Annotated in this window: 15 protein-coding genes; 8 read left to right on the top strand and 7 right to left on the bottom strand. The window is 67.4% G+C overall.

The features are described from left to right. Positions 1 to 27: 27 nt before the first annotated feature. The 5 genes from AB3K92_RS02390 to AB3K92_RS02370 form a co-directional block, all read right to left on the bottom strand. The gene (locus tag AB3K92_RS02390) at positions 28 to 1,428 is read right to left on the bottom strand and encodes an ATP-binding protein (RefSeq protein ID WP_021156635.1); all 1,401 of its coding nucleotides are present in this window, start codon (positions 1,426 to 1,428) and stop codon (positions 28 to 30) included. Positions 1,429 to 1,460: 32 nt separating this feature from the next. Continuing rightward, positions 1,461 to 2,000 carry a prepilin peptidase gene (locus AB3K92_RS02385; RefSeq protein ID WP_048027262.1) on the bottom strand — a complete coding sequence of 180 codons (540 nt, stop codon included), beginning with the start codon at positions 1,998 to 2,000 and terminating at the stop codon, positions 1,461 to 1,463. A 28-nt stretch (positions 2,001 to 2,028) separates the two neighbouring features. Next, complete coding sequence (locus AB3K92_RS02380; protein WP_369464395.1) at positions 2,029 to 2,235, bottom strand: Flp family type IVb pilin; 207 nt, start codon at positions 2,233 to 2,235, stop codon at positions 2,029 to 2,031. A 91-nt stretch (positions 2,236 to 2,326) separates the two neighbouring features. Then, on the bottom strand, positions 2,327 to 2,509 hold the full coding sequence (locus AB3K92_RS02375) for a Flp family type IVb pilin (protein WP_021156632.1): 183 nt from the start codon (positions 2,507 to 2,509) through the stop codon (positions 2,327 to 2,329). Positions 2,510 to 2,649: 140 nt separating this feature from the next. Continuing rightward, a complete protein-coding gene (locus tag AB3K92_RS02370) occupies positions 2,650 to 2,841 on the bottom strand; it encodes a Flp family type IVb pilin (protein ID WP_021156631.1) in 192 nt (63 codons plus the stop codon). A gap of 1,062 nt (positions 2,842 to 3,903) precedes the next feature. Here AB3K92_RS02370 and AB3K92_RS02365 point away from each other — a divergent pair. The 6 genes from AB3K92_RS02365 to AB3K92_RS02340 all read left to right on the top strand — a co-directional run bounded on the left by AB3K92_RS02365 (position 3,904) and on the right by AB3K92_RS02340 (position 8,621). Next, a complete protein-coding gene (locus AB3K92_RS02365) occupies positions 3,904 to 5,145 on the top strand; it encodes a glycosyltransferase family 87 protein (RefSeq protein ID WP_021156629.1) in 1,242 nt (413 codons plus the stop codon). Next, a complete protein-coding gene (locus AB3K92_RS02360) occupies positions 5,142 to 6,521 on the top strand; it encodes a glycosyltransferase family 87 protein (RefSeq protein WP_021156628.1) in 1,380 nt (459 codons plus the stop codon). The genes AB3K92_RS02365 and AB3K92_RS02360 overlap by 4 nt, the downstream gene beginning before the upstream one ends. Before the next feature lie 24 nt (positions 6,522 to 6,545). Then, on the top strand, positions 6,546 to 7,589 hold the full coding sequence (locus AB3K92_RS02355; protein WP_369464394.1) for a glycosyltransferase family 2 protein: 1,044 nt from the start codon (positions 6,546 to 6,548) through the stop codon (positions 7,587 to 7,589). A 15-nt stretch (positions 7,590 to 7,604) separates the two neighbouring features. Then, positions 7,605 to 7,988, top strand: a complete 384-nt coding sequence (locus tag AB3K92_RS02350) for a GtrA family protein (protein ID WP_059587726.1) — start codon at positions 7,605 to 7,607, stop codon at positions 7,986 to 7,988. 141 nt (positions 7,989 to 8,129) lie between these two features. After that, positions 8,130 to 8,276 carry a hypothetical protein gene (locus AB3K92_RS02345; RefSeq protein ID WP_225723243.1) on the top strand — a complete coding sequence of 49 codons (147 nt, stop codon included), beginning with the start codon at positions 8,130 to 8,132 and terminating at the stop codon, positions 8,274 to 8,276. 42 nt (positions 8,277 to 8,318) lie between these two features. After that, positions 8,319 to 8,621, top strand: a complete 303-nt coding sequence (locus AB3K92_RS02340; protein ID WP_059587471.1) for a hypothetical protein — start codon at positions 8,319 to 8,321, stop codon at positions 8,619 to 8,621. A gap of 215 nt (positions 8,622 to 8,836) precedes the next feature. On the opposite strand, the gene AB3K92_RS02335 is transcribed toward AB3K92_RS02340, so the two are convergent. Beyond that, entirely contained in the window at positions 8,837 to 9,361 is a 525-nt protein-coding gene (locus AB3K92_RS02335; RefSeq protein ID WP_059587724.1) for a GNAT family N-acetyltransferase, read from the bottom strand. Between the two features lie 500 nt (positions 9,362 to 9,861). On the opposite strand from AB3K92_RS02335, the gene AB3K92_RS02330 reads away from it, so the two are divergent. Continuing rightward, on the top strand, positions 9,862 to 11,064 hold the full coding sequence (locus tag AB3K92_RS02330) for an AAA family ATPase (protein ID WP_059587469.1): 1,203 nt from the start codon (positions 9,862 to 9,864) through the stop codon (positions 11,062 to 11,064). A gap of 4 nt (positions 11,065 to 11,068) precedes the next feature. Further along, on the top strand, positions 11,069 to 12,772 hold the full coding sequence (locus AB3K92_RS02325) for a cobalamin biosynthesis protein CobT (protein ID WP_059587467.1): 1,704 nt from the start codon (positions 11,069 to 11,071) through the stop codon (positions 12,770 to 12,772). Here the strand turns inward: AB3K92_RS02325 and AB3K92_RS02320 are convergent. Continuing rightward, positions 12,735 to 14,549 (bottom strand): histidine kinase, encoded by a 1,815-nt coding sequence (locus AB3K92_RS02320; protein WP_021156620.1) that lies wholly within the window; start codon positions 14,547 to 14,549, stop codon positions 12,735 to 12,737. The two genes, AB3K92_RS02325 and AB3K92_RS02320, sit on opposite strands and share 38 nt — an antisense overlap. Positions 14,550 to 14,620: the final 71 nt, after the last annotated feature.

Raw genomic sequence — 14,620 nt, 5'->3', positions numbered from 1 at the left:
TCCTCGACGAATCGTGAAAGAAACGGCTCAACCGGTGATGAAGGTGCGTCCGCCGCGCTCGACGGGCGGCGGATGGACGCCTTCCCGTTCAGGTCCCGCGCCGAAATAGCTCGCCCACGCGTCGTACAGTGCGTCGTGCGTCACCTCGGCCGGATCGCCGCGATAGCGCGCGCCGGCGGCGACGAGTCGCAGCAGGTCTGCCGGGAAGCACGCGAGAAACGCCTTGCCGGTCGGCAGATGCAGGTGGTGCAGCAGGTAGTCGAAGGCATCGCTCGCCGCGACGAGGCCCAGCGATGCGCACGCCGCGTCGAACACAGCGCGGTAGTTGTCGATCGACAGCGCGCCGACGTGGATCTTCGAGCCGAGGCGACGCATGAATGCGTCGTCGCAGAACTGTTCGGGCGCCAGGTTGCTCGAGAACACGGGCCAGACGTCGAACGGCATCACGAAGCGGTTGCCGGATTCGAGCGTCATGAAATCGACGCCACGATCGAGCGGGCGCAGCCAGCGGTTGAGCAGGTCGCGCGGCTCGACGCGCTGGCGGCCGAGATCGTCGACGACGTACATGCCCATGTTCGCCTTCATGTGCGGCGGTGCCTGGTAGAAGCCCGCGGCTTCGTCGCGGCGCAGGTCGAGCTCGTCGAGCGTCAGTTCGCCGCCGGACATCACGACCGGCCGCTCGCACAGGCGCCAACGGCGATCGACCGACTGGCCGCCGGGCTGCGACGCCGCGTCGACATGCACGAGCGGGTCGTAGACCTGGATCACCTCGCCGGCCGCGCAGATCGCGTGCGGCACCGGCACGTAACCGCGCATCAGCGAGCCGAGCCGCTCGGCGAGAAAGGTCTTGCCGCTGCCGGCCGGGCCGTGGATCAGCAGCGGGCGGCCCGCATTGAGCGCCGCGGCCGCCGCGTCGAGCACCGACGTGTCGATCACGATGTCTTCGAAGGCGGCCCACACGTCGCTCTGGCCGATGTGCAGCTTGCGCACCGAATGAGCCGCCACGCATTCGAGATACGCGTCGAGCGTCACCGGCGCGGGCCCGCTGTAGCCGCTGCGGGCCCGTTCCTCGAGCGCCAGCACGCGGCCCGCGTCGGTCAGGCGGAACGTCACGTCGAGATCGGTCGCGCCGCGATGGGTGAGTTCAACGAGGTGCTCGCGCACCAGGAATGCAAAGACGTCGTCGAGCACGGCGAGCGGCAGGCAGTGCCGCTCGACCAGGTCACCGTACGACGGGCGGCCGAGCATCAGCGTCGACTTCAGCACGAGGCCGGCAACGAACGTCTTGCTCAGTCCCGTTTCGTCGAGCGAGCGCGGCGCCGCCGGCAATTGCGCGCCCAGCTTCGTGCGGGCCTCCCGCGACGGCAACGGATCGGGCAGATGGGCCACCTGCGCGTCGCGTCTCGGTTCGGTATGGTTCGTGTTCATGGTCGTTCGATCCTCGTTGCGGGTGCGTCGCGCTAGGTGTGCGACGCGAACAGCATGGCCAGCGTGCCGGCCGCGATCGCTACGCCATACGGCAGCGAGCCGACCGATACGATTTCCGCGGGGCCGTCGGCGGCCTCCCCGCGCGTTCCTCGCGAATGCCGCGCGATCAGCGCGCGGACGTTCGTCCACATCTGGCGCATCCGGCCGCGCAACAGCACGACCGCGAGCGCACCGATCCCGCCGGCCAGGAACGTGGCCAGCACGATGTAACAGGTCATTTCCGCGCCGACCCATGCGCCGATCGCGACCATCAGCTTCACGTCGCCGGCCGCCATCCCGCGCAGCAGGTAGAACGGCAGCAGCAGCGCGAAGCCGGTCGCCGCGCCGGCAAGCCAGGCGAGTGCGCCTGCCAGGACGCCGTGCAGCACGCACTGGGCGACCAGCGCGCCCGCCAGTCCGAGCGCGACGAGGCCGTTCGGGATGCGGCGGGCCGCGATGTCCGTGCCGGCCGCGGATACCGCGAGCAGCGTCACGCACAACGGAATCGGGTAAGACGGCGCAACGAGCAACATGGCGAACCCCGCTGAGCGAATCGAAGGATCAGGAAACCATTGCCAACGCAGTGGCCACGGCGGCCGTGACGGCCGTTGCGATCACCGCGTACGTATTGGCAAGCGAGCCTTTCGGCGTGACGACGCAGCCCAGCACCGCGACGGCGAACGTCGCCGCGACGGATGCATACCCGATCGACGTCGCGCGCTGCTCCGCGCCGATCCTGGGGCCTGCGACACGCACCCTGGTTTGCATGATGGTCTCCGGTTCCCGGTCATCCGATGCGTGGGAGCGGCTCGATCGCTGCACCGGCCGAGCCGTCCGCACGCTCTGCTTTTCAACGGCCTCACACGGCCGCGGTCAGGTCGGCAGCGATCGTGGTGAACACGGTCTTCAGCTGCGTGCCGACCGCCGTGACGGCCACGATGATGCCGACCGCGATCAGTGCTGCGATCAGGCCGTATTCGATGGCGGTCACGCCGTCTTCGTCGCGAACGAAACGGGCGGCTTGTTGAATGAACTTGGTCATGGTGATCTCCTTGCGTGGTGACTTTCAAAATCCTCGCGTGCCGGCTGGTCGGTTGACCGTGCATCGATACGTCGAGGCAGGGTGTTGCTGCCGTGTGGTGTCGACGAGCGATTCGAATGTTCCGTTCGTCGTACCGTCCATCAGAGTGCTGTTACCGCCGAGTCCAGACTCGAGGCGATCGTGCTGAACACGGTCGACAGGTCCGTACCGATCGTCGTCAACGCGACGACGATGCCGAGTGCGATCAGCGCGGCGATCAGGCCGTACTCGATGGCCGTCACGCCTTCCCGATCCTCGACGAACCAGGCGATCTTTTCGATGACTCTTGTCATAAGTACTCTCCTTTCGGACTGCTATTGAATACCCTTCGTCTTGTGCGACGTCGGGACGGGCACCACCGGCACTACGCGAAAAATCGGAGCACGACGCTCAGCTGCGGGAACGGGGATGCACATCCCTGTCCGCGCGAACGGGTATCAGTGAGGCAGAATGCGAGAGAGGCGTGTACGGTGCGACAGGTCGGACAAACCGGACAAGCCGGGCAATCCGGTCGACCGGAACGGCACGACGGCCGTTCGACGCATGGAATCCAGATGCACGGGAAACAATCTCCCGGATAAGCTGCAATATGTTTTTAATCCGGTTCTCGAACCGTGATGTGCTGTGGTCTTTCATTTTTATTCCCCATATTCGGCCATGCCGACTTTTTATTGCCCTGACGATACCGGGGCTCATTGTTCACTCGACGAAGGCTTGCGCGGTTGATCGACCTGGAGCTGCGTGTTCCCCGACGCGCTCCGGCCCTTCTTTCCGCCGGTGATTCCGATGCGGGTTCCGTCTGTCTTTTGCCGGAACCGCCCGGTCGTCACCTCGTCGACTGCCGTGCCAACGCTTACGCAAAGAGCAGGCCACCTCGAGCGGAATCGAGATGCATCAAGGGTTCCGGCGATGCCCGGGTTCCCCGGCCGGGGGCCCGGCGCGTGAAATGTTTCAAAATTGATATAGGTTTCCGCGCAAGCGTTGCAAGCCTGAATGCCTGCCGCCGCGCTCCGCCAAGGACCCAAAAAATTTTCTCGGGACTTTCCCGCACACGCGATACGACCTGCGCCTCATGTGGCCGGCCGGATGCCGAGCCGGTCAAATTGGCCGAATGTTTCAAAGCAGAAACATGAAATCCGGAAACGTCGATTTCTCATACCTGAAAACACCGTTTTCACGTGCGTCACCGGTCAATCCGGATTCCGGCTTTCAGCGGGCGATTTGCATCACGCGATTTTTTCTTCAACAATGAATTCACCGGACGACGCGATTTCAATGCGATTCGATCCGCAGGCACGACAGAACATGAAACGGCTGCGACAAACCATGCAGCCTCTACACACATACGGGGAATCATGTACACAGCCAATCGTGGGTCGCGCGTTCGCGCTATACGCTGTGCTCAATGGCTCACAGCCGACCGGATCGTTCCGTACAGCTGCATCATGCTGATGCTCTTCGCCGCGTTGCTGATTGTCTGGGGCTTCGTGACGAACGGCTTCACGTCGAACGCCGCCGTGCGCCCGGGCGTCGACTTCTCCGTCTTCTGGACCGCATCGCACCTGGTGTTGCAAGGCCATGCCGCATCGGCCTACGACCCTTCCTTGTTCCTGCAGGCCGAGCTCGCACAATTCGACACGTATTTGCAGCACCGGTCGCTTCCCTGGCTCTATCCGCCGACGATGTTGCTGTTCATCGCTCCGGTTGCCCTTGTGCCTTTCCTGCCCGCATATTTCCTCTTTTTCGCGGGCAGTCTTTTATGCTACGCGCTCGCCGTCTCGCGGTTGTCGGGATTGCGCGCGCATCTTCCGGTGCCGCACGCCGCGGCGATCGTCGTGGTCGCGTATTCGGCGGTGTGCATGTCCGCGCTGTTCGGCCAGAACAGCATCCTGACCGCCGGCCTCGCCGCACTCGCGCTGCATCTGCTCGGCAAGCGCCCGGTCGCGGCCGGCGTGCTGATCGGGCTGCTCGCGATCAAGCCGCAGCTGGCCGTGGTGTTCCCGTTCGCGTTGATCGCGGCGCGCGCGTGGCGCACGTTCGCGGCGGCGGCAATCAGCGCGACGCTGTTCGCGGCGGCCGGGATCGCGCTGACCGGTACGGGCGCACTGCATGGGCTGGGCGACGCCGTGGCGACGGTGCGCGGCCAGCACTTCATGCTGCCGTCCTACTGGCTCGCTTCGCCGACGCCGTTCGCCGCGCTGCGGCTCTCGGGTTTCCCGGTGCCGGCTGCCCTGGCCGCGCAGGCCGCGATCGCGCTGCTCGCGATCGCGGCAACCGTCGATGTCTGGCGGCGCACGCCCGACATGCGCTTGCGCGGCGCGGTACTGGCCGTCGCCACCTTGCTGACTACACCGTATCTGTGGCACTACGAGCTGACGTGGCTCGGTATCGCGATCTTCTGCCTGATCGCCCACGGCTTCGATGAAGGCTGGCTGCCCGGCGACCAGGCCGTGATCGTGCTCGCCTGGCTGCTGCCGATCTTCGAAATGCTGAACCGCCTGATGAAGCTGCCGCAGATCGGCCCGATCGTGCTGCTTGCCGTGCTGTTCGTCGTCGTTCGCCGCACCGCGCAGTACTCGCCCCGGAGCTCGCGATGAAAACGCCCCATTCCGTTTTCCACGCCCGTCCCGAGACGGATGCGCACCCGGAACTCCCGATCGCCGGCCCGCGCCGTTATCCTCACTGGCTCAATCGAGATCGCGTGCGCGTTTATGCCGGCGCCGCGTTGCTGGGCGAACTGCTGTTCATCGGCATCTACATCGCCCGAATGTACTTGCAGCATGGCGCCGCGCTGGTGCCGCTGTCGGAGGATTTCTCCGCGATCTGGAGCGCCGCATGGCTCGCCGCGCACGGTCGTGCCGCCGACGTCTGGCATTTCAGCGCGTTGTTCACGATCCAGCAACTCGCCGTCCCGGGAATGAATCTCGAGGACGGCATGCTCCTGTGGCTCTATCCGCCCAGCATGCTGTTGCTGGTCCTGCCGCTCGGCTGGCTTCCGTACACGCCGGCCGTCGTGCTCTGGCTTGGCGTCACGTATGTGCTGTTCGCCGTCGTCATGCAGGCGACCGTGCAGCGCGGCACCGCGTGGCTGTGCGCGCTGGCCTTCCCCGCCGCATTCATCACCGTCGTCATCGGGCAAACGAGCCTGTTTACCGCGACGCTCGGCGGCCTCGGCCTGTTACTGCTGAAGCGCCGGCCCGTCTGGGCCGGGATCTGTTTCGGCATGCTGATGATGAAGCCGCAGATCGCCATCCTGTTCCCGCTCGCGCTGCTGTGCGCCGGCCAGTGGCGTACGCTGGCCGCGTGGGCCGCGACGATCGCCGCCTGCGTCGCGCTCGCCACGCTCGCGTTCGGCACCGACTCGTGGATCGCGTTCGCACACGGGATGCACGATGTCTACCAGGTCATCAGCACCGGCCATGCGAAGCTCGCGCGGATGCCGACCCTGTTCGCGCTGGCCGCGATGGCAGGCCTGCCCGCTTCCGTCGCCAACGCCCTTCAACTGCTGTCGGCCGCGGTCGCCGCGATCGCCGTCGTCTATGCGTGGCGCGGCGACTGCGCGTACGCGCTGCGCGCCGCGACGCTCGCGTGCGCGTGCCTGCTCGTCAGCCCCTATCTGTACGACTACGACCTGACCTGGTACGGCCTCGTGATCGCGTGGTACGCGCGTTATGCGTGGACGCACGGCTGGCGGCGCTTCGACCGGGAATGGCTGACGCTGCTGTGGCTGACGCCGCTCGCGGGCCTCGCGGTCGTGCCGCATCTGTCGTTCCAGTTCATGCCGCTCGTCACGCTGGCGTCGCTCGGGCTGCTCGTCAGCCGGATCGCCCGGGACCGGCGCGACGTGCCGTCGATGCCGGACGCGCGCGATCACTCGACCGACACAGCGTTCACGCATTCGGCCAGAACGCACCACCGCCCGGCGTACGGATTGCGCCGCACCGGCCGACCGACCATCGGCGCGCATCGGTGAAGCGACATCACAGGGGAAATCATCATGCGGGAACCGCTCTATATACCGCTCGTATCGCTGGTCGTGCCGTTCTATAACGAAGGCGAGGCCGTCGAGCGCTTCTTCGACGTCGTGATGCCGTTGATGACGTCCATCGACGGCATCCGGTTCGAGATCGTCTGCGTGAACGACGGCAGCCGCGACGACACGCTCGAGCGGCTGATCCGGATCAGCACCGGCGAACGGCGCGTGCGGGTGATCGACCTGACCCGCAACTTCGGCAAGGAAGCGGCGCTCACGGCCGGTCTCGACGAAGCCCTCGGCGACGCGGTGATCCCGCTCGACGCCGACCTGCAGGACCCGCCGGGCCTGATTCCGGTGATGATCGAACACTGGCGCGACGGTGCGGAAGTCGTCGCCGCGAAGCGCAGCAACCGCGCGTGCGATTCGTTCGCGAAGCGCACCGCGGCCGCGATCTACTATCGCGTGCACAACCTGCTGTCGGACGTGAAACTGCCGGAGAACGTCGGCGATTTCCGGCTGATGGACCGCAAGGTCGTGAACGCGCTGCGCAGCCTGCCCGAGCGGCATCGGTTCATGAAGGGGCTGTTCGCATGGGTCGGCTACCGGACGGTCATCGTCGAATACCAGCGTGACGCGCGTAGTGCCGGGCACTCGAAATTTTCCGGCTGGAAGCTGTGGAATTTCGCGCTGGAAGGCATCACCAGTTTCAGCACCGTGCCGCTGCGCAGCTGGACCTACATCGGCGTCGGCATCGCCGCGCTCGCGTTCCTGTACGGCGCGTTCATCATCCTCCGCACGCTGCTGTTCGGCAATCCGGTGCTCGGCTACGCGTCGCTGATCTCGGTCACGCTGTTCATCGGCGGCATCGAGCTCATCGGGATCGGTGTCGTCGGCGAATACATCGGGCGGATCTACGACGAGTCGAAGCAACGACCCGTCTACCTGATCCGCCGCCGCTACCAGACACACGGCAAGGTGGTCGAGCTACGGGTCGCACGCGATGCGCGCCGCCAGAGCGCTCGCCGGCGCGTGCAGCCGACCCGTGCGCGGATCGGCGAACGCTGACGCGCGGCGACGGCCATGATCGGCCTGCTCGATGCCGAGCGCACGCGCCTCGTGCGCTTCGGCGTGTCCGGCCTCTGCTCGACCGCGATCCACACGCTGGTCGCGGCGACGCTGTTCGCGCAGTTCGACGCGACGCTGGTAACGGCGAACACGATCGCGTTCCTCTGCGCGACGGCGTTCTCGTATCTCGCGAACACGCTGTGGAGCTTTTCGTCGACGGTGCGCACGCGCAACGCGGTGCGCTTTCTCGCGGTCACGCTCGCCGGCTTCGTCGAAACCCTGCTGCTCTCGCGCGTGGCCGAAGCGCTCGACGTGTCCCGCGCAATGAGCATCGTCGCGATCGCGTTGCTGATTCCGCCGACGACGTTCCTGCTGCACCGGCTTTGGACCTATCGTTGAACGCCCCTCTCCGCCGCCCCCGAAAATAATCGGCCATTCAATTAACGCGGGCTTCCAGATCATCGCGTACGGCTCACGCCCGGCGGCGTCCGCGCACGGCTCGATGTCGCGCTGATCGTCGCCAATCGCAACGTCGGCCTGATGTGGGCCGCGCTCGGGCTCGCCGCGACGCCCACCATGGCGCTCGTGTTCACGTGCGCGCAGTTGCCGATCTACACGCTCCCGCGCGTCGTCCAGCATCTGCTGCCGCGCCTCGAGGCACAGCGCCTGCGCCGGCGTGCACGTTAGCCGGCGCGCGACGCTCTCTTCTTCTCCGATCAAGGATCCAGCATGAAGCGACTCATCGTGATCGGCGCACGCGCCACCGGCAGCAGCCTCGCGCTCGTGCGCGGCGCGCTCGCCCGCCAGGTGGCCGTGACCGTCATCACCGCGCCCGGTCACAGTCTGGACGGCGTCTTTCCGGACGGCGTCGAGACGCTCCATCTCGAACCCGATGCCGCGCTGCTCGCCGGCTGGCTGCGCGCGCTATCCGGACGAGATCGACACGCTGCGCGTGACGACCGCGCACGACACCTATGCGCGCACCGCCGCGTGGGTCGCCGACGCGCTCGGCCTGCCCGGCCAACAGACTAACCGGCACGCGCGTTCAAACCGCCATCACACTGGAAACCGCGGGGCGGCGGCAAAGTGGAATCGACCACCCGTCCACATCACGCCGCGCGGAAACGGGCGAATACCACGTGGCGGATTCGGCAAAGCTACACCGCCGGCCGGTACCGCAGCCTTTTCACGGGCGGCGCATCGAGCATCGGCCGATGCGTTGCATGCGAAGCGGCTGACCCGCACCGTCACAGATTGCGCCCCAACAACTGTCCCGGCCACCCGTCCACGTCGAAGGTCGACAGCCGTTCATACCCGCAAGACTCGTAGAAGCCCACCAGTGCGCCGGTCCCGCCCCCATAACAATCCACCCGCAAGCGCGCCACGCCGGCAGCCCGGGCGCGCTCATCCGCAAAGGCCATGAGCCGCCGGCCCACACCACGCGCCCGCGCATCGCGCGACGCGACCAGCACCCTCACGTAGATTTCCGGCTCGGTCGCGGGCGGCACGTAGGGCATCGATTCGCCCAGGATCAATGCGCCCAGGATGCGGCCGTCGGGCGATTCCGCCACCCACGCGTCGGGCAGCGCACAGGCTTCCGTCACGAGCGCAATCCGCTTCGGTTGCGTCGACCAGGGCTCGCGGCCCCATTGCCCGTCGTTGCCGATGTCGACGAACCACGCAATCACTTCATCGAAGATCTCCAGGACGGCCGGCGCATCCAGCGCGCTGGCACGTCGGATCACCCGCTCGTCCGTTCCTGTCACCGTCACGTTCAACACTCCTTCGCCGGAATCGACGACCGGCGCATGGCTGGATGTAATGCCAGGCTACTCAAGGAGGCGCGATGGGAGCCTGGCGATCAAGCCTGCTACGGTACTGAAATTCCACCCTGTTGATCAAGGCGTGACGGCCCACGATCCGACGTGACGGATTGGCTTCGTCGAACGCCCCGGGAGGTCGGCGTCAGGCGAGGGGCCGAACGACGATGACGCGCATGGAGGTTGCCGACGGACTGCGACACGTCGCGGCATTGCAGACGGATCGGGACGATAAAAGCGTTTCGATTCCGTGGCGAGGTACCGAACGATCATGCTGCGGCGCATTACACGTGGCCATCACGGGATAACGGCAGGCCGACGCGCCGCACCGCGCCGCATCGAAACGAAAGGAAACGATTCCCGCGCGAATGTCACCCTTCGCGGCAAAAATATACAATCGTCGCGATGCATCGAAGGCATGAAGCGCCGGCCGCCCACTCTCGCTCGCCACCATGAACGCACCCGCTGACCCCACTCCCTCCGCCGCGTCGGTACTCGGCGTCTATCGGCAACTGGCGGACCCGTCCGCCGGCCAATGGATCGTCAGCCGCTCCGAACGCGCGCACATGTACCGCATCCAGCATCATCGTCCCGACGGCAGCACGTCGGTCGATACGGTCGTCGATGCGGACAACCTCGATGCGAAGCTGCACAAGTGGATCCAGGAAGGTTTCGTCCGGCGCGAAACGGGCGACCATGCGGCCCCCGCGCATCGCGACCGGTTCATGCAGGACCTCCGGCACGCGCACGCATCGCGACCGGCGGCCACCGGCGATGCGGCGCACGTCGTGCAGGTGGGCGGCGTGCCGATGCCGCGCGGCCCGGGCGGGCCGCTCGTGCCGCCACGGAACCCCGCCTACCTGTTCACCGCGCGCGCGACGGACGTGCTGGAAGACATCGTCGAGAACCGGCGCATCCTGTTGATCGGCCACACCGGCACCGGCAAGACGAGCCTCATCGAGCAAGCCGCCGCGCTGGCCGGCCACGGCGTGCTGCGCTCGAACATGAACGGGCAGACGACGGTCGGCGACTTCGTCGGGTTCTGGACCGTCAAGGGCGGCGAGACCCGCTGGGTCGACGGCGTGCTGCCGACCGCGATGCGCGAGGGGCTGTGGCTCATCGTCGACGAGATCGACTTCGCGGAACCTGCCATCCTCGCGGTGCTCACCGCCGTGCTCGAACCGGCCGGACGCCTGTTGCTCAAGGAGAAAGGCAACGAGATCGTCGTCCCGCATCCGTCGTTCCGGCTGTTCGCGACCGCCAATGCGGCGGGCGCGATGGGGCAGTTCCGCCATCTTTACCAGGGCGCCAACGTGATGAACGAGGCGTTTCTCGATCGCTGGCGCGTGTACCGCCTCGACTACCTGCCGCCGTCCGACGAGGCGCGCGTGCTGCAGCGCACGTTCGGCGCGGCCATGACCGAGGCGATGGCCGACACGCTCGCGGCGATCGCGGCGGACTGCCGCGCCGCGTTCGTCCGCGAGGATCTGGCCAGCGCGTTCTCGACGCGGCGCCTGATCGACTGGGCCGACCTGATGCTGCGCACCGGCGATCCCGAAGCGGCTGCCGGCCCGACGATCTATGCGAAGGTCGGCGCGGAAGACGCCGACCTGATCCGCAGCATCATTCGCCACTACATCGACGTCGGGGCCTGACGCGATGGACCGCGACGACGATGCGCGCTCGCTCCACCTGACCCGGCTGGCCCGCACGCTCGCGCAACGACACGACATCGAGGTACGGTTCGCGCGCCACGGCCCGCTCGCGCAGCGCGACCTGCTGGTGCTGCCCGACACGCTGCTCGCGGGCGGCGTCGACGACGATACGATCGTCGGCCTCGTCGATCTCCATGCGGCGCGGGTCCGCTTCGGCGCGATCGATGACGTTGCCGCGCTGGCTTCGCCCGCGGTGCGCGCGATTGCGCAGGCGATCGACGACCGGCGCGCGGCCGCTTGCCTCGTTGCACACTATCCCGGCGCGAAGACGTTCCTGCTGCGGATGCGGGTGGCGTCGGCCGCCGATACGCTTCGAAAATGGCCGCAAATGGCGTGGCGTGACAGGCTCGTATCGCGCATCGAACGTGCGCTGTGGGACGAACCGCCATCCGCCGTCGAGCGCATCCCGTCGCTCGACGCGACGCTCGCCGCGTCGGACGATCTCGTCGACGAAGCACGCGCCGCGGCTTCGACGGCCGACAGCATCCGCGCCGCGCACCGGATCGTCGAGCGCGTCCGCGCGCTGGCGTCGGCCGGTGCGAACAACATGATGTTCACGGCCGATCCGGGCAGCACGATCGACAGCGACAGCATCGCCGCCGAATTCGACTCGGACGGAACGGGCGCGCCGGACGACGCGCGTGCGCCGGTTTCGGCCGAGTCGGGCGCCGCGGCGATCGCCGACACGGAATCGTCCACGGCATCACCGACGCCGGGCGATGCGACACCCGGCACGATCCGCCTGTCCGCGGACCATCGGCCGCTGTTGTCGGTCCCGCTGACCACCGCATTCGACACGGTGACGGACTTCACCGGCAAGGGCGACGCGGCGCGCTGGCACCGCCTGCGAAGTGCGGCCCGCGCGCAGACCGAGCCGCTCAAGCTGCGACTCGAACGCGCGTTGAAAGTGGACGAGCAGACGCGCTGGAAGCGCGAACAGGAACGCGGCGAACTCGACCGGATGGCCCTCGCCCGCCTCGTCACGTCGCCCGGCTACCGCACGCCGTTTCGTGTCCGGCGTGCCGCGCCCGGGCGCGACGCGGCCGTCGGCCTGCTGATCGATTGCAGCGGGTCGATGGCCGGCAGGAAGATCGAGCTCGCCCGGCTGTGCGCGGCGGCGCTGTGCGATGCGCTGATGCAGCTCGGCTTCGCGTGCGAAGCGCTCGGCTACAGCTCCGTCGAAGACGCCGCGATGCGCGCGCATTACCAGCGCTGGATCGACGCCGGCCGCGACACGTTCGGCTACAACCGCTTCGTCGAACGGCTCGACCTGCGCGTCTACAAGCGGTTCGATTCCGACAACCCGAGCGGCCTCGCGTGCATCGAATGCGGCCACGAGAATCCCGACGGCGAGGCGTTGAGCTGGGCCGCCGAACGGCTGCTGGCGCAGCGTGCGCGGCGGCGGATCCTGATGGTGCTGTCGGACGGTTATCCGGCCACCGGCGACGGCAACCCGGCGATCCTGCGCACCGACCTGCGCGCACGCGTCGACGCGCTGCGCGAGCGGCGCGTCGAACTGATCGGCGTCGGGATTCTCGACGATTCGGTCGAAGCGTTCTATCCGGTCAGCAGCGTGGTGGAGCATCTGCACGAGCTGCCGGCCGCGGCGTTCAGTGTCCTGGGCGATACGTTGCTGGACCGGCGCTAACCTCCGCCACGGCCGCGTTCTCGTTCGTGCCTTGGTTCACGCTTCCACCGGCCCGCCGGATCGGCAGCCGAACGCAGAACGTCGTGCCGCGCCCGGGCTCGCTCGTCACGTCGATGGTGCCGCGATGGCGCTCGACGATCCCGTGCGACACCGACAAGCCGAGCCCCGTGCCCTGCCCGACCGGCTTCGTCGTGAAGAACGGATCGAAGATCCGCCGGACGACGTCGGGCGTCATGCCCGTGCCGGTGTCGCTGATCGCGATCGACACCTGCTCGCCGTCGCTCGACGTGCGGATCGTGATCACGCCGCGCTCGGGAATCGCTTGCGCCGCGTTCACCAGCAGGTTCATGAAGACCTGGTTCAACTGCGACGGCAGGCATTCGACCAGCGGCACGTCGCCGTAGTCGCGCACGATCTCGGCCTTGTACTTGAGTTCGTTGTGGACGACGTTGAGCGTGCTTTCCAGCCCTGCGCGAAGATCGACCACGCTCCACTCGTCGCTGGCCGGACGCGAGAAATCGCGCAGGTCCTGCACGATGCGCCGCACGCGCAGCGCGCCGTCGATCGACTCGTCGATCAGCGTCGCGATCTCGCCGCGCACGTAGTCGAGGTCCGCCGCGCGGCCCAGTGCCGTCAGCGCATCGCGCGCGGCCGGGTCGAGCTGCGGCAGCGCGGCTTCATGCGCGGCGATCACGTCGAGCAGGCTGCGCACCCACGTCTTCAGCGTATTGAGGTTCGCGCTGACAAACCCGATCGGATTGTTGATCTCGTGCGCGACACCGGCCGCGAGCTGACCGATCGACGCGAGCTTTTCCGACTGCAGCAGCTGCACGTGGGTTTCCTCGAGCGCATGCAACAGGCGCCGCTGCTCCTCCTTCTCCTGTTCGAGCCGCGCCTGCGCGGCCTTGCGTTCGTCGATCTCGGTCGCCATGTTTTCGCGGGTACGCTGCAGCATCGCCGTCGTCTGTTCGTAGCGATGCAGCGCGCGCTCCAGTTCGGCGGTGCGCAAGCGCACGAGCCGCTCGAGCGTATCGGTCATCCCGCGCAGGAAGGTTGTGCGCGCATCGAATCGGCTGAGCAGCAGCGTGACGACCAGGGTTCCCGTCGTAAACAGCGCGACGGTCGTCGCGAGCCACGGCGTGTCGACTCCGTTCGCGGCCCCGCATCGCGCGTCCGGCGCGAAATGCGCGGCCGCCATCGCCGTGTAGTGCATGCCGGTGATCGCGACGCCCATGACGACGGCCGCGCCGACGCGCCGGGCGGTCGCATGGCTCGCCTGCCGCGCGCGCAGCGCCTGCGCGATCCACAACGCGGCGGTCGACGCGATCACCGCGATGCCGATCGACGCGGCGAACAGCACGGCATCGTAGCGAATCCCGGGCACCATGCGCATCGCGGCCATCCCCGCGTAATGCATGCCGGCGATCCCGCCGCCCATCAGCACGCCGCCCGCGAGCAGCCGCCGCCAGCCCAGCCGCGCGCGCGTGACGACATACAGCGCGAAGTACGACACGAGCACGGCAATCGCCAGCGACGCGCCCGTATCCGGCAACGCGTAGCCGAGCGGAATCGGCAGTGAAAACGCGAGCATGCCGACGAAATGCATCGACCAGATGCCCGTCCCCATCGCCGCCGCGCCGCCGCCCAGCCACATGCGCCTGAGCTTCGGGTTGTCGAGCAGCGAAATGAAGGCGGCGAGATCGAGTGTCGTATAGGAGGCCAGCGTCGCGATCGCGACCGACAGCAGGACGAGCGGAAGATTGTAGGTGCCGTGCATGATCGAGCGCCCGAATCGAGGTGAGTGCGTTGCCGCGGCGCGCGTGCGCACCGCGGCCGTCAGGCCGCGCG

The organism is Burkholderia sp. Bmkn7, from assembly GCF_041103175.1.
Classification (GTDB): domain Bacteria; phylum Pseudomonadota; class Gammaproteobacteria; order Burkholderiales; family Burkholderiaceae; genus Burkholderia; species Burkholderia cepacia.
This window is presented reverse-complemented; position numbering and strand designations above follow the sequence as displayed.